Source organism: Metapseudomonas phytobenefica, from assembly GCF_043392685.1.
Lineage (GTDB): Bacteria > Pseudomonadota > Gammaproteobacteria > Pseudomonadales > Pseudomonadaceae > Metapseudomonas.
Map to the genome: position 1 here is coordinate 65,128 of NZ_JBHZGM010000011.1, position 18,289 is coordinate 83,416.

At 63.0% G+C, this 18,289-nt stretch carries 21 protein-coding genes; 4 read left to right on the plus strand and 17 right to left on the minus strand.

Annotated elements, in window-relative coordinates:
- Positions 1–30: 30 nt before the first annotated feature.
- The 6 genes from odhB to sdhC all read right to left on the minus strand — a co-directional run bounded on the left by odhB (position 31) and on the right by sdhC (position 7,622).
- The gene (odhB, locus tag ACFW0B_RS11525; protein ID WP_449148166.1) at positions 31–1,260 is read right to left on the minus strand and encodes a 2-oxoglutarate dehydrogenase complex dihydrolipoyllysine-residue succinyltransferase; all 1,230 of its coding nucleotides are present in this window, start codon (positions 1,258–1,260) and stop codon (positions 31–33) included.
- 44 nt (positions 1,261–1,304) lie between these two features.
- A complete protein-coding gene (locus ACFW0B_RS11530; protein ID WP_449148168.1) occupies positions 1,305–4,136 on the minus strand; it encodes a 2-oxoglutarate dehydrogenase E1 component in 2,832 nt (943 codons plus the stop codon).
- 245 nt (positions 4,137–4,381) lie between these two features.
- A complete protein-coding gene (locus ACFW0B_RS11535) occupies positions 4,382–5,098 on the minus strand; it encodes a succinate dehydrogenase iron-sulfur subunit (RefSeq protein ID WP_151133055.1) in 717 nt (238 codons plus the stop codon).
- 11 nt (positions 5,099–5,109) lie between these two features.
- A complete protein-coding gene (gene sdhA / locus ACFW0B_RS11540) occupies positions 5,110–6,882 on the minus strand; it encodes a succinate dehydrogenase flavoprotein subunit (RefSeq protein WP_449148170.1) in 1,773 nt (590 codons plus the stop codon).
- Positions 6,883–6,885: 3 nt separating this feature from the next.
- Positions 6,886–7,254 carry a succinate dehydrogenase, hydrophobic membrane anchor protein gene (gene sdhD, locus ACFW0B_RS11545; protein WP_449148172.1) on the minus strand — a complete coding sequence of 123 codons (369 nt, stop codon included), beginning with the start codon at positions 7,252–7,254 and terminating at the stop codon, positions 6,886–6,888.
- Positions 7,248–7,622, minus strand: coding sequence for a succinate dehydrogenase, cytochrome b556 subunit (sdhC, locus tag ACFW0B_RS11550; RefSeq protein ID WP_044875204.1), 375 nt, complete (start codon positions 7,620–7,622; stop codon positions 7,248–7,250). Before sdhC ends, sdhD begins: the two co-directional genes overlap by 7 nt.
- Positions 7,623–7,983: 361 nt before the next feature.
- Here sdhC and gltA point away from each other — a divergent pair, with 361 nt between their 5' ends.
- Entirely contained in the window at positions 7,984–9,270 is a 1,287-nt protein-coding gene (gltA, locus tag ACFW0B_RS11555; RefSeq protein ID WP_449148174.1) for a citrate synthase, read from the plus strand.
- Between the two features lie 65 nt (positions 9,271–9,335).
- Here gltA and ACFW0B_RS11560 read toward each other — a convergent pair whose 3' ends face one another.
- The 3 genes from ACFW0B_RS11560 to ACFW0B_RS11570 are packed head-to-tail and all read right to left on the minus strand — an operon-like array spanning position 9,336 to position 11,148.
- On the minus strand, positions 9,336–9,938 hold the full coding sequence (locus tag ACFW0B_RS11560) for an START domain-containing protein (RefSeq protein WP_449148176.1): 603 nt from the start codon (positions 9,936–9,938) through the stop codon (positions 9,336–9,338).
- Between the two features lie 46 nt (positions 9,939–9,984).
- Positions 9,985–10,242 (minus strand): YkgJ family cysteine cluster protein, encoded by a 258-nt coding sequence (locus ACFW0B_RS11565; protein ID WP_449148178.1) that lies wholly within the window; start codon positions 10,240–10,242, stop codon positions 9,985–9,987.
- A gap of 45 nt (positions 10,243–10,287) precedes the next feature.
- Positions 10,288–11,148, minus strand: coding sequence for a hypothetical protein (locus ACFW0B_RS11570; RefSeq protein WP_449148180.1), 861 nt, complete (start codon positions 11,146–11,148; stop codon positions 10,288–10,290).
- Between the two features lie 73 nt (positions 11,149–11,221).
- Between ACFW0B_RS11570 and ACFW0B_RS11575 the strand changes: the two genes are divergently transcribed.
- The gene (locus ACFW0B_RS11575; protein ID WP_449148182.1) at positions 11,222–11,563 is read left to right on the plus strand and encodes a DMT family protein; all 342 of its coding nucleotides are present in this window, start codon (positions 11,222–11,224) and stop codon (positions 11,561–11,563) included.
- A gap of 125 nt (positions 11,564–11,688) precedes the next feature.
- Here the strand turns inward: ACFW0B_RS11575 and ACFW0B_RS11580 are convergent, their stop codons facing one another.
- Positions 11,689–12,561, minus strand: coding sequence for an NAD(P)-dependent oxidoreductase (locus tag ACFW0B_RS11580; RefSeq protein ID WP_449148184.1), 873 nt, complete (start codon positions 12,559–12,561; stop codon positions 11,689–11,691).
- 116 nt (positions 12,562–12,677) lie between these two features.
- On the opposite strand from ACFW0B_RS11580, the gene ACFW0B_RS11585 reads away from it, so the two are divergent.
- Both ACFW0B_RS11585 and ppnP read left to right on the plus strand, forming a co-directional pair.
- Entirely contained in the window at positions 12,678–13,220 is a 543-nt protein-coding gene (locus ACFW0B_RS11585; RefSeq protein ID WP_449148186.1) for a 3'-5' exonuclease, read from the plus strand.
- A 77-nt stretch (positions 13,221–13,297) separates the two neighbouring features.
- Positions 13,298–13,579: a pyrimidine/purine nucleoside phosphorylase gene (gene ppnP, locus ACFW0B_RS11590; RefSeq protein WP_449148188.1), complete on the plus strand. Its 282-nt coding sequence runs from the start codon at positions 13,298–13,300 to the stop codon at positions 13,577–13,579.
- Between the two features lie 114 nt (positions 13,580–13,693).
- On the opposite strand, the gene murB is transcribed toward ppnP, so the two are convergent.
- From murB to ACFW0B_RS11625, 7 genes are read right to left on the minus strand one after another with little or no spacing between them, the layout of a single operon-like run.
- Positions 13,694–14,713 carry a UDP-N-acetylmuramate dehydrogenase gene (gene murB / locus ACFW0B_RS11595; protein WP_449148190.1) on the minus strand — a complete coding sequence of 340 codons (1,020 nt, stop codon included), beginning with the start codon at positions 14,711–14,713 and terminating at the stop codon, positions 13,694–13,696.
- The gene (locus ACFW0B_RS11600) at positions 14,710–15,174 is read right to left on the minus strand and encodes a low molecular weight protein-tyrosine-phosphatase (RefSeq protein WP_449148192.1); all 465 of its coding nucleotides are present in this window, start codon (positions 15,172–15,174) and stop codon (positions 14,710–14,712) included. The genes murB and ACFW0B_RS11600 overlap by 4 nt, the downstream gene beginning before the upstream one ends.
- The gene (gene kdsB, locus ACFW0B_RS11605; protein WP_449148194.1) at positions 15,174–15,938 is read right to left on the minus strand and encodes a 3-deoxy-manno-octulosonate cytidylyltransferase; all 765 of its coding nucleotides are present in this window, start codon (positions 15,936–15,938) and stop codon (positions 15,174–15,176) included. Before kdsB ends, ACFW0B_RS11600 begins: the two co-directional genes overlap by 1 nt.
- Positions 15,935–16,120 carry a Trm112 family protein gene (locus ACFW0B_RS11610; RefSeq protein WP_077525327.1) on the minus strand — a complete coding sequence of 62 codons (186 nt, stop codon included), beginning with the start codon at positions 16,118–16,120 and terminating at the stop codon, positions 15,935–15,937. The genes kdsB and ACFW0B_RS11610 overlap by 4 nt, the downstream gene beginning before the upstream one ends.
- A 30-nt stretch (positions 16,121–16,150) precedes the next feature.
- Positions 16,151–17,164, minus strand: a complete 1,014-nt coding sequence (gene lpxK / locus ACFW0B_RS11615) for a tetraacyldisaccharide 4'-kinase (RefSeq protein WP_449148197.1) — start codon at positions 17,162–17,164, stop codon at positions 16,151–16,153.
- Positions 17,164–17,610 (minus strand): ExbD/TolR family protein, encoded by a 447-nt coding sequence (locus ACFW0B_RS11620; protein ID WP_449148199.1) that lies wholly within the window; start codon positions 17,608–17,610, stop codon positions 17,164–17,166. The genes lpxK and ACFW0B_RS11620 overlap by 1 nt, the downstream gene beginning before the upstream one ends.
- On the minus strand, positions 17,607–18,242 hold the full coding sequence (locus ACFW0B_RS11625; protein ID WP_449148201.1) for a MotA/TolQ/ExbB proton channel family protein: 636 nt from the start codon (positions 18,240–18,242) through the stop codon (positions 17,607–17,609). The genes ACFW0B_RS11620 and ACFW0B_RS11625 overlap by 4 nt, the downstream gene beginning before the upstream one ends.
- Positions 18,243–18,289 lie beyond the last annotated feature (47 nt).

Here is an 18,289-nt window from a genome sequence, read left to right on the forward strand (position 1 = left end):
AGGGGGGCCGCCGTTAAGAGAGACTGCCGATCAGACGTCGAGCAGCAGACGAGCCGGGTCTTCCAGCAGGTCCTTGATGGTCACCAGGAAGCTTACAGCTTCCTTGCCATCGATCAGGCGGTGGTCGTAGGACAGCGCCAGATACATCATCGGCAGGATCACAACCTGGCCATTCACGGCCATCGGGCGCTCCTGGATCTTGTGCATACCGAGGATGGCGGTTTGCGGCGGGTTGACGATCGGGCTGGAGAGCAGCGAACCGAACACGCCACCGTTGGAGATGGTGAAGGTGCCACCGGTCATCTCTTCGATGGTCAGCTTGCCTTCACGGGCCTTCTTGCCGAAGTTGGCGATGCCGCCTTCGATTTCAGCCAGGCTCATGAATTCGGCGTTACGCAGCACCGGTACAACCAAGCCACGGTCGCTGGATACGGCAACGCCGATGTCCTGGTAACCGTGGTAGACGATGTCGTTGCCGTCGATGGAGGCATTGACGCCCGGGAAGCGCTTCAGGGCTTCGGTGGCGGCCTTCACGAAGAAGGACATGAAGCCCAGGCGAACGCCGTTGTGCTTCTTCTCGAACAGGTCCTTGTACTTGGCACGCAGGTCCATGATCGGCTTCATGTTGACTTCGTTGTAGGTAGTCAGCATGGCCATGGTGGACTGGGCTTCGACCAGGCGCTCGGCGACCTTGGCACGCAGGCGGGTCATCGGGACGCGCTTCTCGATGCGATCACCGGCGCCGAAGATCGGAGCCTCGCCAGCCGGGGCAGCCGGCTTGGCAGCGGCCGGGGCGGCAGCCGGGGCGTTCTTCTTGGCCTCAACGGCAGCAACCACGTCTTCCTTGGTCACGCGACCGCCCTTGCCGGTACCAGCGATGCTGTTCGGGTCGATGCCATTCTCTTCGGCCAGCTTGCGGGCTGCCGGAGAGAGGATCGCGTCGTCGGCAGCCGCAGCGGCCGGAGCAGCGGCCTGGGCCGGAGCGGCAGCCGGGGCAGCAGCGGCAGGAGTAGCGGCCGCGGCACCAGCGTTCAGTTTGCCGAGCAGTTCGCCGCTGAGGACGGTGTCGCCCTCGTTCTTGACGATTTCAGCCAGGACGCCGTCGGCTTCCGCCAGGACTTCCATGACCACTTTGTCGGTTTCGATGTCGACAATCAGCTCGTCGCGCTTGACCGCCTCGCCCGGCTTCTTGTGCCAGGTAGCCACGGTGCCGTCGGCAACCGATTCCGGGAAAGTGGGGGCTTTGATCTCGATAGCCATTGTTCAGGGTTCCTATCTAATTCGGTTTCTTCAGCGCGAAGGCGTTAAACAGTAAAGGCGTCTTGCAGCAGTTTTTCCTGCTGCTCAGCGTGCATGGAGGCGTAGCCGCAGGCCGGGGCCGCAGAGCCTTCACGACCGGCGTACTCGAGGAACAGGCCCTTCTTGTGGGCTGCCGCGACGCGACGCATGTGGTGCTGGCTGCAGTACCAGGCGCCCTGGTTCATCGGCTCTTCCTGGCACCAGACGATGTGCTTGAGGTTCTTGTACGGAGCCAGAACCTCGGCCAGATCGTCCTCGGGGAACGGATAGAGCTGTTCAATACGCACGATGGCGATGTCTTCGCGACCTTCGGCACGGCGTTTTTCCAGCAGGTCGTAGTAGACCTTGCCGCTGCACAGGACCATGCGGTCCACCTTCTTCGGATCGATCGCATCGATTTCGCCGATGACGGTCTGGAAGGAGCCTTCGGCCAGATCTTCCAGGGTCGAGATGGCCAGCTTGTGGCGCAGCAGGGATTTCGGAGTCAGGGCCACCAGCGGCTTGCGCAGCGGACGGATCACCTGGCGACGCAGCATGTGGTAGACCTGGGCCGGAGTGGTCGGTACGCAGACCTGGATGTTGTGCTCGGCGCACAGCTGCAGGTAACGCTCCAGACGAGCGGAGGAGTGCTCCGGCCCCTGGCCTTCATAGCCGTGGGGCAGCAGCATGGTCAGGCCGCACAGACGACCCCACTTGTGCTCACCGCTGGTGATGAACTGGTCGATCACCACCTGGGCGCCGTTGGCGAAATCGCCGAACTGGGCCTCCCAGATCACCAGCGCGTTGGGCGTGGTGGTGGAGTAGCCGTATTCGAACGCCAGTACCGCCTCTTCCGACAGGTAGGAGTCATATAGCTCGAACTTCGGCTGGTCGGCGAACAGGTGCTGCAACGGCAGGTAGGTGCTGGCGTCCTTCTGGCTGTGCAGCGCCGCATGGCGGTGCGAGAAGGTACCGCGGCCCACGTCCTGACCGGTGATACGTACCGGGTGGCCTTCGAACAGCAGGGTGGCGTAGGCCATGGTCTCGGCGTAGCCCCAGTTGATCGGCATCGCACCGGCGCCCATCTTCTGGCGGTCTTCGAGGATCTTGGCGACCTGACGCTGAACCACGAAGCCTTCCGGAATTTCCAGCAGCTTGGCGGAGAGTTCCTGCAGGGTCTTCAGATCGAAGCGGGTGTCGTGACGAGCGGTCCAGGCATGGCCCAGGTAGGGGCGCCAGTCGACGAAGAGCTCCTTGTTGGGCTCCTTCACCAGGCTCTTGACCACGTGCTGGCCGTTGTCCAGGGCAGCACGGTAATCGTCTACCTTCGCCTGGATGCTGGCGACGTCGAGCACATTGGCGGCGCTCAGGGCATCGGCGTACTGCTCACGGGTAGTGCGCTGCTTGGCGATCTGCTGGTACATCAGCGGCTGGGTGCCGCTCGGCTCGTCGGCCTCGTTGTGGCCGCGACGGCGGTAGCAGACCAGGTCGATGACCACATCACGCTTGAACTGCATGCGGTAGTCGACGGCCAGCTGGGTGACGAACAGCACGGCTTCCGGATCGTCGCCGTTAACGTGCAGGATCGGCGCCTGGATCATCTTGGCGACGTCGGTGCAGTACTCGGTAGAACGCGAGTCTTCCGGACGGCTGGTGGTGAAACCAACCTGGTTGTTGATCACGATGTGGATGGTGCCGCCCGTCTTGTAGCCACGGGTCTGCGACATCTGGAAGGTTTCCATTACCACGCCCTGACCGGCGAAGGCCGCGTCGCCGTGGATGGAGATCGGCAGAACCTTGTCGCCGGACTTGTCCTGGCGACGGTCCTGGCGGGCGCGCACGGAACCCTCGACCACCGGGGAAACGATTTCCAGGTGGGACGGGTTGAACGCCAGGGCCAGGTGAACTTCGCCGCCGGGGGTCATGACGTTGGAGGAGAAGCCCTGGTGGTACTTCACGTCACCGGAAGACAGGCCTTCGGCCTTCTTGCCTTCGAACTCGTCGAACAGGTCGCGCGGGTTCTTGCCGAAGGTGTTGACCAGGACGTTCAGACGGCCGCGGTGGGCCATGCCGATGACAATTTCCTTCAGGCCGTAGGAGCCGGAGCGCTGGATGATCTCGTCCAGCAGCGGAATCAGACTCTCGCCACCTTCAAGGCCGAAACGCTTGGTGCCCGGGTATTTGGTGCCCAGGTACTTTTCCAGGCCTTCGGCAGCGGTCAGGCGCTCCAGCAGGTGGCTCTGGACTTCCGGCGAGAACGCAGGACGGCCACGCACGCTTTCCAGGCGCTGCTGGAACCACTTGCGCTGCTCGGAATCGACGATGTGGGTGAACTCGGCACCGATGGTGCGGCAATACGTCTCGTTGAGGGTCTGCTGAATCTCGCGCAGAGTAGCCTCTTCTTTGCCGATATAAAGCTCACCAGTGCGAAAGGTGGTATCGAGGTCGGCGTCGGTCAGCCCGTAGTGGCGGATCGACAGGTCAGCCGGAGCCGGACGCTGCCACAGACCAAGCGGGTCGAGCTTGGAAGCCTGGTGGCCGCGCATGCGGAATGCCTGGATCAGACGCAGGACTTCAACCTGCTTCTTCTCGTGCTCGGAGCTCACTGCACCAGCGGACACCGGTTGGGCGCGACGCTGATTCTTGGCGAGCAGGACGAAATGATCCCGGATGGTGGAGTGCGAAACGTCGGTAGCAAGATTGCCGTCGGTCGGCAGCTTCTGGAAGTAGGTGCGCCACTCTTCGGGCACAGCGTTGGGATCGTGCAGGTAGAGCTCATAGAGCTCTTCCACATATGCAGCGTTACCACCGGATAGGTGGGCACTGTTCCACATGCGCTGCATTTCGCTTTCTTGCATGCTTTGTCACCCTCGATAAGGGGACACCATCGGCATGGACACCACTAGGGCTAAGAAGTCCTGGCACAGCGACTCCAGTAAAGCCACCAAGGATCCCGCAGATAGTCCGGGCACCAGCCCGGTCGCCCCTGCTGGTCATCTATATATTTTTCAAATAAGGGACACGGCTTTGTGAGCTGCGTTCCTGGTTTTACTGCGGTACCGACCAGGCCGGTACCGCAGGTGTTACGGGTACTGCAATCGAATCAGGTACCGCTTTGCAGCAGCATGTTACGTACGTGGCCGATCGCCTTGGTCGGGTTCAGACCCTTGGGGCAGACGTTCACGCAGTTCATGATGCCGCGGCAGCGGAACACGCTGAACGGGTCATCCAGCGCAGCCAGTCGCTCTTCGGTCTTGTTGTCACGGCTATCGGCCAGGAAGCGATAGGCCTGCAGCAGTGCAGCGGGACCGAGGAACTTGTCCGGGTTCCACCAGAAGGACGGGCAGGAAGTCGAGCAGCAAGCGCACAGGATGCACTCGTACAGACCGTCCAGCTTTTCGCGATCTTCCGGGGACTGCAGACGCTCGATGGCCGGAGCCGGAGTATCGTTCTGCAGGAAGGGCTTCACCTTCTCGTACTGCTTGTAGAAGATGCTCATATCGACGACCAGGTCACGAATGACCGGCAAACCCGGCAGCGGACGAATCACCAGCTTGCCGCCCTTCAGGCCGGCGGCCGACAGCGGAGTGATGCACGCCAGGCCGTTCTTGCCGTTGATGTTCATGCCGTCGGAACCGCAGACACCTTCACGGCAGGAGCGACGGTAGGAGAAACCTTCGTCCTGTTCCTTGATCAGGGCCAGTACGTCGAGGACCATCACGTCCTTGCCGTCGGTATCGATCTGGAAGTCCTGCATGGTCGGAGCGCTGTCGCTCTCCGGGTTATAGCGATAGACGCTGACAGTAAGAGTCTTGGACATCTCGGCCACCCTTAATAAGTACGTACTTTGGGTTCGAACGCCGGAACAGTCTTCGGCGCGAAGTTGACGGCGCGCTTGGAAACGCGCTTCTCACCCGGGAAGTACAGGGTGTGGCACAGCCAGTTCTCGTCGTCGCGGTCTTCGAAGTCTTCGCGGGCGTGAGCGCCACGGGACTCTTTGCGCACTTCGGCGGCGATGGCGGTAGCTTCAGCGACTTCCAGCAGGTTCTGCAGCTCCAGCGCTTCGATACGCGCGGTGTTGAAGGCCTGGGACTTGTCGTTGATCTTGACGTTGGCGATACGGTCACGCAGCTCGGCCAGCTGGGCGATACCCTTCTGCATGTATTCGCCGGTACGGAATACACCGAAGTAGTTCTGCATGCACTGCTGCAGCTCGCGCTTCAGCGGAGCGACTTCTTCGCCGCTGGTGCGCTCGTTGACGCCGGCCAGACGCTTGAGGGACTGCTCGATGTCGGTCTCGCTGGCGCCGCGCGCCTCGATACCTTCCTTGAGCGCCTTCTCCAGGTGCAGGCCAGCGGCACGGCCGAATACCACCAGGTCGAGCAGCGAGTTGCCGCCCAGGCGGTTGGCGCCGTGAACCGATACGCAAGCCACTTCGCCCACGGCGAACAGACCTTCGATGATGGTGTCGTTGCCGTTGGCGTCCTGGGTGATGGCCTGGCCATGAATGTTGGTGGCAACGCCACCCATCATGTAGTGGCAGGTCGGGATAACCGGGATCGGAGCAACGACCGGATCGACGTGCGCGAAGGTCTTGGACAGCTCGCAGATGCCGGGCAGGCGGCTGTGCAGGACTTCCTCGCCGAGGTGGTCGAGCTTCAGCAGTACGTGGTCCTTGTTCGGGCCCACGCCGTTGCCGGCGATCACTTCCTTGACCATGGAACGGGCGACAACGTCGCGACCGGCCAGGTCCTTGGCGTTCGGAGCGTAACGCTCCATGAAGCGCTCGCCATGGGCGTTGATCAGGTAACCACCTTCACCACGGCAGCCTTCGGTAACCAGTACACCAGCGCCGGCGATGCCGGTCGGGTGGAACTGCCACATTTCGATGTCCTGCACCGGCACGCCAGCACGCAGGGCCATGCCCACCCCGTCGCCGGTGTTGATCAGAGCGTTGGTGGTAGAGGCGTAGATACGGCCAGCACCGCCAGTGGCCAGAACCACGGCCTTGGAACGGATGTATACGGTTTCGCCGGTCTCGATGCAGATGGCGATGATGCCGACCACGGCGCCGTCCTGGTTCTTCACCAGATCAACGGCGTACCACTCGTTGAGGAACGAGGTGCCGTTCTTCAGGTTGGCCTGGTACAGGGTGTGCAGCAGTGCGTGACCGGTACGGTCGGCAGCGGCGCAGGTACGGGCAGCCTGGCCACCCTTGCCGAAGTCCTTGGACTGGCCACCGAACGGACGCTGGTAGATACGGCCCTGCTCGGTACGGGAGAACGGCAGGCCCATGTGTTCCAGTTCGAACACGGCTTCCGGACCTACGGAGCACATGTATTCGATGGCGTCCTGGTCACCGATGTAGTCGGAGCCCTTGACGGTGTCGTACATGTGCCAGCGCCAATCGTCGTTCGGGTCGGCCGAAGCGATGGCGCAGGTGATGCCGCCCTGGGCGGATACGGTGTGGGAACGGGTCGGGAAGACCTTGGTCACCACAGCGGTCTTGTGGCCACCCTGGGCCAGTTGCAGTGCAGCGCGCATGCCGGCGCCGCCGCCACCTACGATGATGGCGTCAAAAGAAAGAGTACGAATGCTAGCCATGGATCACACACCCCAGAGAATCTGCACGCCCCAGACGAAGAACGCGAACATTGCCATGCCGCATACCGCCTGGAACAGGAAACGCACGACAGTCGCCGCCTTGCCCAGCGCCATGGGCGTCAGGTAGTCGGTGGAGATGGTCCACATGCCGACCCAGGCGTGGACGCTCAGGGCGACCAGGGCCAGCAGGCTGAAGATGCGCATCACGGTGTGGGAGAACAGACCATGCCAGTCGGCATAGGTCAGACCCGGATTGAACAGCAGGTAGCCCAGCAGGAAGAGGAAATAAGCCGCGAGAACGACCGCAGAAACGCGCTGGGCCATCCAGTCATAAAGGCCCGAACGCGAGAAGTTCGTGACGTTGGTTACCATACCCACACCCCCAGCAGCACGATCAGCACCGCAGAAACTACGATGACGATTTTCGAGCCCAGCTTACCGCCCTCGAGCGTTTCGCCGACGCCCGCATCCATTACCAGGTGGCGCACACCGGCGACCAGGTGGTAAAGCAGTGCGGACAGGAGGCCCCAAATCACCAGCTTGGCCAGCGGACTGGTCAGACACGCTTTAACCTGCTCGAAGCCTTCCTCGGAGCTCAGCGACTTGTCGAGCGCGAACAGCAGCACGGCAATGCCGAAGAAGAGGATGACGCCGGAGATACGATGCAGGATGGACGTGTAAGCAGTGATGGGGAGTTTGATGGTCCTGAGATCTAGGTTTACAGGTCGTTGGCTATTCACGGCTTTTTTTCACACTGAGGCCCCAAACAAACAGGGCAAGTTGTCGGGAAGTGCACTGATCAGGTACCCCTCACCAAAGGGAGTGCCGACCTCCAGAATATGGGCCCAGGGCCCCTGGCGATCGGGCGCTGAGTATAGACAGTTAGCTGACTAATGACAATGCGAACGCCTGCCCCCAAAAGCGGATTGCGCCGCCCATATAAAAGGCGTAAATAGCGCCTCTTTTTTCGCCGAAAAACCCACGCAAACCCCACTGCCACATGGGTTTCTTCAAATTGACATTCGAATTTATAGCTCTATAGTGTCCCGGGCCCTGCGTGGGGGGCTGTCTGATGATTTCAAGCATAACTAGGAGGCCGCTATGGCTGACAAAAAAGCGCAGTTGATCATCGAGGGCGCAGCCCCCGTAGAGCTGCCCGTTCTGTCCGGAACCATGGGACCCGATGTAGTCGATGTGCGGGGCCTGACCTCCACGGGCTGCTTCACCTTTGATCCTGGCTTTATGTCGACCGCCTCTTGCGAGTCGAAGATCACCTACATCGACGGCGACAAGGGCGTATTGCTGCACCGTGGCTATCCGATCGAGCAGCTGGCAGAGAAGTCCGACTACCTGGAAACCTGCTACCTGCTGCTGAACGGCGAACTGCCGAACGCAGAAGAGAAGGCCAAGTTCGTTGGCACCATCAAGAACCACACCATGGTTCACGAGCAGCTGAAGAGCTTCTTCAACGGCTTCCGCCGCGACGCCCACCCGATGGCGATCATGTGCGGCGTGGTGGGTGCCCTCTCCGCCTTCTACCACGACTCCCTGGACATCAATAACCCGCAGCACCGCGAAGTTTCGGCGATGCGCCTGGTCGCAAAGATGCCGACCATCGCGGCAATGGCCTACAAGTACTCCATGGGCCAGCCCATGATGTACCCGCGTAACGACCTGAACTACGCGGAAAACTTCCTGCACATGATGTTCAACACCCCGGCCGAGATCAAACCGATCAGCCCGGTGCTGGCCAAGGCCATGGACCGCATCTTCATCCTGCATGCGGACCACGAGCAGAACGCTTCTACTTCCACCGTTCGTCTGGCTGGCTCCTCCGGCGCCAACCCCTTCGCCTGTATAGCTGCCGGCATCGCAGCCCTCTGGGGCCCCGCACATGGCGGCGCCAACGAAGCGGTGCTGACCATGCTGGACGAAATCGGCGACGTATCGAACATCGAGAAGTTCGTGGCCAAGGCCAAGGACAAGAACGATCCGTTCAAGCTGATGGGCTTCGGCCACCGCGTCTACAAGAACTTCGACCCGCGCGCCAAGGTCATGAAGCAGACCTGCGACGAGGTTCTGGCCGAGCTGGGCATCAACGACCCGCAACTCGAACTGGCCATGAAGCTGGAAGAGATCGCGCGCAACGATCCTTACTTCAAGGAGCGCAACCTCTATCCGAACGTGGACTTCTACTCGGGCATCATCCTGAAGGCCATCGGCATTCCGACCAGCATGTTCACCGTGATCTTCGCCCTGGCACGTACCGTGGGCTGGATCTCGCACTGGAAGGAAATGCTCTCCGGCCCGTACAAGATCGGCCGTCCGCGCCAGCTGTACACCGGTCACGAGAAGCGCGACTTCGTCTCGCTGGAAGACCGCAAGTAAGGCTTTGCGCCAATAAAAAAGGCTGCCGAACGGCAGCCTTTTTTATTTCAACTCCGTCTAGCCGTTCAGCGTTTTTCCGCCCGCTGGCGCATCGCCTTCAGGGTATTGAAAGGCGCATCGACCACAAAACTGTTCGCCAGCCAGGAGGGCACGCTTCCGCCCGGTTCGGTGTGCACCTGATAGGTCACTTCCACCTCGCCCGCTCCTTTGGGCACCAGCTTCCAGAAGCCTTGCACTTCGGTCACCCGCACGAAACCATCGGCTTCCGGCAGGTAATCGGGCACAGCCTCCAGAACGCGCGTCACGCTGCCATCGGCACCGACCTCGGAGGTGACGTGCAACACCGAGTCACGCGGAGTGACCGGCCAGGGCGTATTGAAGCGGGTGTAGGTCCAGCTATGCGCTCCTTCGCTCTTGAGCAGCTTCTGTTCCTTGCACTCGTGGATCCACGCGCAGGAGTCGACAACGTCTTCCTGCAGGGCACGCAGGGTGGCCATGTCGGCCTTCATTGTGACGACGCCGCGATAGGCCTTGTACCTGGATCCGGGCACCTCACTCAGGAACACCTTGATGCCATCCTCGTCCTTGGCCAGCTTCCAGTCCTCGGCCTGAACGGCGGTAGCCGCCATCAGCCCCAGGGCACAGAGCGCCGCAACCTTGATTCTCATGATCTCTCCTTGTGCAGGCGATACCGGCGCTGTGCCGGTAGCCTTGTCAGGCGGCAGTAGTTGCCTGTTCCAGCCAGCCGATCAGACGAATGGCCTCTTCGCGGCTATCTCCGCAGACCTCGGGGTCCGCATCGAATTCGCCACAGACCGATGGTCGGCGCGGGTCGCCGAACAGTTGGCAGAGGTTCTCTACAGACAAGTGCAGGCAGCGCACGCCCGCAGGCTTGCCCCCAGGCATGCCGGGCAGCGGGGAACTGATGGATGGTGCTATGCAGCAGGCGCCACAGCCTGGGCGGCATTGCATGGCGAAAAACCTCGAACGACAGGAATGACGAGACGAGGCGCCATTTTACTTGGGCGAAGCCGGCGTTGACACGGCCTCGGGCACCGAAGATTGCCGGGCACGCAGCTCATCGAGGCTGTCACCCTTGTAGATGTGCGCCTTGAGGCGCCCCTCATGCACTTCCAGTCCGACACGTTGAGGATCGCGCAGATCGAACAACTGATAGGCAACGGACTGGCTCTGAAAGGCCCGCAGGCGCGAAGTCACGAAAAAGGCCTGGGTAGCCGAGGTGTTCCAGCCTCCCTCCTCCGCCGCCGCTCGGCTGCCGGCCGCCGCCACCGCCAGGCGCCGACCCGACATGTCATGGACTCCGGACACCTCGCCAAAACCGAAGATCCGCTCCCCCGCCTCACGACGCCAGCTCAGGTAGATTCGATTCAGCGCCGGATCGCCCAGCGTCACCCCGAGCACTACGCCGCGTTCGCCATCGTCCTCCAGGGTCAGTACATAGCTGCTCAGGCTGCCATCGGCACAACGCAACTGCCCCTTCAGCAGGAGCCTGCGCCCCAGGCGTTCAAAGGATTCCAGGCTCTGCTCGCGGCAGAGCCGGTCACGCCGATCATGCAATTCCCGCCCGGAGTCGAGCAGACCACGCCCCGCCTGCCCCGTGCCAGCCGCCAGAAAACCATCCTCGACAGCCCAGAGCACCTTTTCCGGTCGCCCCTGCGGATGGACGACGAAGCCCCGACCGTTCCACGACAGCAGATAGCGGCCGAAGTCGAAATCCCGCGCCACCTTGAACGCCGGCGGCAGATGCAGCGTCGCGATCACCAGCTCCTTGCGCCAGGCCTCGATGCCGCGAAGCGCTGCAATCGCCACCCCGAGCAGCACGATGGCCACGAACCCCAACCCACGCCAGAAAGCCATGGCTCACCCCTTTCCTTGCGAATCAGCCCCCATTAGGCTTGCGCAATTCCCCCCACACTCAGAGCCCCCGATCATGCCTGTATGGATGCAGACCGCCGCCCTGCTCATGCTGTCCAACGTATTCATGACTTTCGCCTGGTATGGGCACCTCAAGACGCTCAACACCAAGCCCTGGGTGATTGCAGCGCTGATCAGCTGGGGCATCGCCCTGTTCGAATACCTGATCATGGTGCCGGCCAACCGCATCGGCTACAGCGAACTCTCGGTCGGCCAACTGAAGATCATGCAGGAAGTGGTCACCCTGGCCATCTTCGTTCCGTTCAGCGTGTTCTACATGCAGCAGCCACTGAAGCTGGACTATCTGTGGGCGGGGATGTGTCTGCTGGGCGCGGTCTACTTCATTTTCCGCAACTAGGCGACCTGATCGTCGACCAGGCGTTGTTGGAAAGCGGCTCGAAATGCTCATTGACAGTCGTCAACTTCGCTTTCTCACCGCTTTCCGCCTGGCCTGGTCTTAGCTCAGGACGCCTGCCTCACTCGCTACGCCGGCTTTTTCAGTCGAGCGATCAGGCTGGAGGTGTCCCAACGCCCGCCCCCCATGGCCTGGACCTCGGCATAGAACTGGTCCACTAGCGCAGTGACGGGCAGTTGCGCACCGTTGCGCGCCGCTTCGTCCAGCACGATGCCAAGGTCCTTGCGCATCCAGTCCACGGCGAAACCGAAATCGAACTTGCCGTCCAGCATGGTCTGGTGACGATGCTCCAGCTGCCATGACTGGGCAGCCCCCTTGCTGATCACCTCCATGGCGCCCTGGGCATCAAGTCCGGCGCACTGGGCGAAATGCAGCGCCTCGGCCAACCCCTGCAGCAGGCCGCCAACGCAGATCTGGTTGACCATCTTGGTGAGCTGGCCGCTCCCTACCGGCCCCATGAGGCGGATCATCTTGGCGTAGCTGTCAATCACCGGGGCGGCGCGATCGTAGAAGGCCTGCTCGCCCCCCATCATCACCGACAGCATGCCCGCCTCGGCCCCGGCCTGGCCGCCGGATACCGGAGCGTCGAGGAAACCCAGCTCACGTTCGGCGGCCAGGGTGGCCATCTCCCGCGCCACATCCGCCGAAGCCGTGGTGTGATCCACCAGGATCGAACCGGGAGCCATTCCCGCCAGAGCGCCGTCCGCCCCAAGCAGCACAGCACGCAAATCATCGTCGTTACCGACGCAGACCATCACGAATTCCGCCCCTTCGGCCGCCTCGCGCGGCGTGTCGAAGGCATCGCCGCCGAACTCGTCGCACCACAGCGCGGCCCGCTCCGGCGTACGGTTGTAGACCCGAACCGAGTGACCTTCGCAAGCCAGGTGCCCGGCCATGTTGAAGCCCATTACCCCCAGACCGATGAACGCTACTTCAGCCATTGTTGTTCTCCTTCGTCGACCTGCGGAAAAGCCTAACACGCAGTTTGCCGCCCCGCGAAAGCGCCACCATACTCGCTTCGGGCAGAACTCATACGCCCCATGCCAAGGAGAACCCCATGCCGCACTGGCTGGTCATCGATCTGGAAGCCACCACCGAAGAAGGCGGCTGGCCCCTGGAAGAAATGGAAATCATCGAGATCGGTGCGACCCTCGTTTGCGCGGACGGTCATGAGGTGGACCATTTCCAGCGTTTCGTGCGCCCCGCACGCCGCCCGTGCCTGACCGGCTTCTGCCGCCAGCTCACGCATATCAGCCAATCCGACGTGGACGGCGCCGCGAGTCTGCCTCAGGTTTGGCAAGCCTTCGAGCGCTGGCTCAGCCACCACAGCCCACGCCTGGCGGGATGGGCGAGCTGGGGCGACTACGACCGCCGCCAGCTGGAACAGGAGTGGCACCTGCACGGACTGGACAGCCTGCTGGCCGCCGTACCGCACCTGAATCTCAAGCAGCGCTTCGCCGAAGTGCGCCAGCTCAAGCGCGCCGTGGGTCTGCACACCGCCCTGCAACTGGCGGGACTGCACTTCCAGGGGCAGCAACACCGCGCCCTCGAGGACGCCCGCAACACCGCGCGCCTGCTGCCTCTGGTGCTGCCCGCCTGAACGCTCGAACCTAGTGACGGCATAACCCGCCTTGGGCATACTGTCGGGCCCTTTCAGACCCCCTCCAGGAGCCCAGCATGTTCAAGGTCAACGAATACTTCGACGGCACCGTCAAATCCATCGCCTTCGGCATGACCGAAGGCCCGGCCACCATCGGCGTGATGGCTGCTGGCGAGTACGAGTTCGGCACCAGCCAGCTGGAAGTGATGCACGTCATCGCCGGCGCTCTGACCGTGAAACTGCCGGGCAGCGACACCTGGGAAACCTTCGCCGCCGGCAGCAAGTTCACCGTTCCGGCCAACAGCAAGTTCCAGCTGAAAGTCGCCCAGGACACCGCCTATCTCTGCGAATACCGCTAAGCGCCCAGCTCGGGCCCGACGCGCATCGGCGAGACAGCCCGAGCGGCAGCCTTGCCGATTCGAGAGAAGAAAAAACCGGCCATCGGCCGGTTTTTTTCATGGGCGAAGCGAGCCTCAGATCAGGTTCGGCTCCATCTCCAGCTCCACCCCGAACTTCGTTGCGATATCCGCCTGAATGCGGCAGGCCAGCTCATGGAGCTGGTTCCCGGTGGCCGAGCCATAGTTCACCAGCACCAGCGCCTGCAGGCAGTGCACGCCGGCGTCGCCTTCACGGAAGCCCTTCCAGCCGGCGCGCTCGATCAGCCAGCCGGCGGCCAGCTTCACCTGCCCGTCCGCCTGGGGATAGGCGACCAGATCGGAATGTTCGCCAAGCAGGCGCTGGGCGAGGTCGGCGTTGACCAGCGGGTTCTTGAAGAAACTGCCGGCGTTGCCCAGTTCGGCGGGGTCAGGCAGCTTCTCGCTACGAATGGCACAAATGACCCGGCTGACATCACTGGCAGTCGGCGCGTCGATTCCCTCGGCCTGCAGGCGCTGTCGTACCGGGCCATAGTCCAGATGCAGCTGCGCAGCGCGGCTCAGGTTGAAACGCACCCGCAGGATCAGCCAACGGCCGGCCTCGCGCTTGAACAGGCTGTCGCGGTAAGCGAACTGGCAATCCTCCAGGCCAAAATCACGCAACTCGCCGGTTTCCCGGTCCAGCGCGGTCAGCCCGGCGAACACATCCTTCAGCTCGACGCCATAGGCCCCGATGTTCTGCATGGGGGCAGCGCCCACGGTGCCGGGAATCAGGCTGAGGTTCTCCAGGCCGCCCAGGCCATGCTCCAGGGTCCAGAGCACCAGCGGATGCCAGGGCTCACCGGCTTCGGCTTCCAGCAGCACCTTCACGCCATCGTCGGCCAGGATGCGAATGCCACGGCTGGCCATGCGCAGCACCAGCGCCTCCACATCGCGGGTCAGCAGCAGGTTGCTGCCACCGCCGATCACCAGCAGCGGAAGGCCGAGCTGCGCCGCCAGAGCAATGCCCTCACGCACCTCGGCATCGTCACGGGCCTCGCCGAACAGGCGCGCCTTCACGTCCACGCCGAAGGTGTTGTAGGGCTTGAGGGACAGGTTTTCGTGCAGGACCAGACTCACAGGCGCCCCTTGATTTCCAGGATCAGCGCATCGCAAGCCTGCTCCACCAGGTCGAGTACCTGCTCGAAGCCTTCCTCGCCGCCGTAGTACGGGTCCGGCACCTCATCCAGCGCCAGTTGGTAGCGGCGCAGGAACAGGTCGAGCTCGGCCGACGAACCGCCGGGACGCAGCCGGCGCAGGTTGGACAGGTTGCTCTCGTCCATCGCCAGGATCAGGTCGAAACGAGCGAAGTCTTCTGCAGCCACCTGCCGTGCGCGCAGCTGCGAAAGGTCATAGCCGCGACGCTGGGCCGCCACGCGGGTACGGGCATCCGGTGCCTTGCCCACGTGCCAGTCGCCGGTGCCGGCGGAGTCCACCTGCACCTGCCCGACCAGCCCGGCCTCATGCAGTTTGTGCCTGAGCACACCTTCTGCGGTGGGCGAACGGCAGATATTGCCGAGACAAACGAACAGGACGCGCATCAGGCCCCCAGCAGGCGCCGGACGCGCTCGAGGTCTTCCTGGGTATCGACGCCAGCGGGTGGCGCTTCCAGGGCGTCGGCCACGTGGATGCGCACGCCGTGCCAGAGCGCACGCAGCTGCTCCAGGCATTCGGTGTTTTCCAGCCAGCACGGCCCCCAGGCGACGAAGTCGTGGAGGAAGCCCGCGCGGTAAGCGTAGATACCGATATGTCGGCGATAAGGTACGTCCGCCGGCAGCTGGTCACGGTTGGCCGCAAAGGCATCGCGGGCCCAGGGCAACGGCGCACGGCTGAAGGTCAGCGCCAGGCCATCGAGGTCGGCGACCACCTTCACCACGTTGGGATTGAACAGCGCCTGCACATCCCCGATCGGCTCGGCCAGGGTGGCGATGCCGGCCTCCGGGTGAGCGGCGAGGTTGGCGGCCACCTGATCGATGATGGCCGGCGGGATCAGCGGTTCGTCACCCTGCACGTTGACCACGATGGCGTCGCTGGCAAGGCCAAGCTGGTTGGCCACTTCGGCCAGGCGATCGGTGCCGGAATTGTGGTCCGCGCGAGTCAGCAGCACCTCGGCGCCAAATGCAGCGCAGGCTTCGACGATGCGCGCATCGTCGGTGGCCACCACCACACGCTGGGCGGCACTGCGCCGTGCCTGCTCCCACACGTGCTGGACCATCGGCTTGCCGGCGATGTCCTGCAGCGGTTTGCCGGGCAGGCGGGTCGAGGCGTAGCGGGCAGGAATGACGACAGCGAAAGCCTGGGTCATTTGTCCAGCCGCTCGTCGACATTCAGGGTGCGGGCTTCCCCTTCCAGCATCACCGGGATGCCATCACGCACCGGAAAGGCCAGGGCATCGGCCTTGCAAATGAGCTCGCTCTTGTCGTCGGCCAGCTTCAGCGGGCCCTTGCACAGGGGGCAGGCGAGGATATCGAGAAGTTTCGGGTCCATGAGTGAGTCCTTGAGACGGCAGCCCAAGGGCTACCCGGATTGGAAATGGTTCGGCAGCAGGCGGGCCAGCTGTCCGTCGAACCAGGCGACGAAGGCTGGGGACGGATCGGCATCGACCGCCAGGTACCACCAGTCGGCAGCGGCGAAAGCCCGGCACTTCACCGCATCCTTCTCGGTCATCAGCAGCGGTAGCGGCGGCGTGAAATCCAGGGCTTCCGGGCTATGGACCGCGTGATCGGCGAAGGGGTGCGGAACCGGGCGCCAGTTTAGCGCCTCCAGAGTCCTGAAGAAACGCTGGGGGTTGCCGATACCGGCCACTGCGTGCACGGCCTGGGCCGGAGGGAAATATTCCAGCCCCACCCGCTCGCCGCTCTTGAGGTTGACCAGTACGCTCGGCCGCAGCTTGAACGCGAAACCTTCGGCGGAATCGGCATCGGCGCCATTGCGCAGCACAGCATCCACCGAATCCAGGCGCTCCGGCGGCTCACGCAGGGGGCCGGCCGGCAGGCAGCGGCGATTGCCAAGCCCGCGGGCTGCATCGATGAGCACCAGCTCCAGGTCGCGTCCCAGGCGGTAGTGCTGCAGGCCGTCATCGCTGAGGATCAGGTCGAGCTCTTCCTGCTCCAGCAGAGCCTTCACCCCGCGGGAACGGTCCGGATCGATCATCAGGGGAACGCCGCTGCGCTGGACGATCAGCAGCGGCTCATCGCCAGCAATCTCGGCGCCCTGCTCCGCGCTTACCCGCCAGGGCAATTGCGGCGGCCTGGCGCCATAGCCACGGCTGACCACGCCGACACGCAGCCCGCGTGCGCGGCAGTGTTCGATCAGCCAGAGGATCATCGGCGTCTTGCCGGTGCCACCAACGGTGATGTTGCCGACAACGATCAGCGGGACGGGAGGGCGGTAGCTGTTGCTTCGCCCCGTGAGGAAAGCCGCGCGCTTGCGCTCGGCCACCCGGCGATAGAGCCATTCCAGAGGTGCGAGCAGGCCCAAGGCCGGATGGCCCCGGTACCAGGCGTCCAGCAAGCGGTCGGAGAAGGCCATCAGGGTTGCTTGGCCGCTTCGGACTCGATGGTGGTCATGCGCAGGTGGCTGAAACCGAGCTTGCCGGCGGCGTCCATGGCAGTGATCACCGATTGATGGGTGGTGCGGGCATCGGCGGTGATCACCAGCGGCAGGCTGTTGTCGCCTTCCGATTCGCGCGCCAGTGCCGAAATCAGGGTGGTCAGGTCGCTCTTCACCAGGGTCTGGCCATTGAGCGAATACTGGCCATCGGCAGCGATGCTCAGCTCCAGACTCTTCAGCTGGGTTTCCTCGGGCGGCGTTCCGCTCACCGCTTCAGGCAGCTCGATCTTCAACTGGCTCGGCTTGGTGAAAGTGGTGGTCACCACGAAAAACAGCAACAGCACGAAGATCACGTCGATCAACGAGGTGAGGTTGAGGAACACCTCTTCGCGGGCGACATTGCCCGCCCGACGACGGAACTTCACGCTTTGGCTTCCTCTGCGAAGTCCACCTCGCGATCACCCTGGACCACTTCCACCAGCTTGATCGCTTCCTGCTCCATGGCCACCACCAGCTCGTCGACACGGCGCAGCAGGTAGCGGTGGAAGAACACCGCCGGGATGGCCACGATCAGGCCCGCCGCAGTGGTCACCAGAGCCTTGGCGATACCACCGGCCAGGATCGGCGCGTTGGCCATGCCGTTCTCCATGAAGCCGCTGAATATCTCGATCATGCCGAATACCGTGCCCAGCAGGCCGAGCAACGGCGCCATGGCCGCGATGGTGCCGAGGGCGTTGAGGTAACGTTCCAGCTCATGGATCACGCGGCTGGCGGCTTCCTCGATGCACTCTTTCATGATCTCGCGGCCGTGCTTGGAGTTGGCCAGGCCCGCTGCCAGCACTTCACCCAGCGGCGAAGAGGCGCGCAGCTCCTTGAGCTTCTGACTGTTGAGTTGCTTGTCCTTGATCTGGCGCCAGACCTGGCCGAGCAGGTGCGGCGGAGAAACCCGGCCGATGCGCAGGGTCCACAGGCGTTCAGCGATGATCGCAGTGGCGGCGATGGAACACAGAATGATCGGCAGCATCATCCAGCCACCGGCTTTGACCAACTCCCACACGGTAGGAAATCCCCTTCGGAAAAGTGGCGCCACTCTAGCATAGGGTC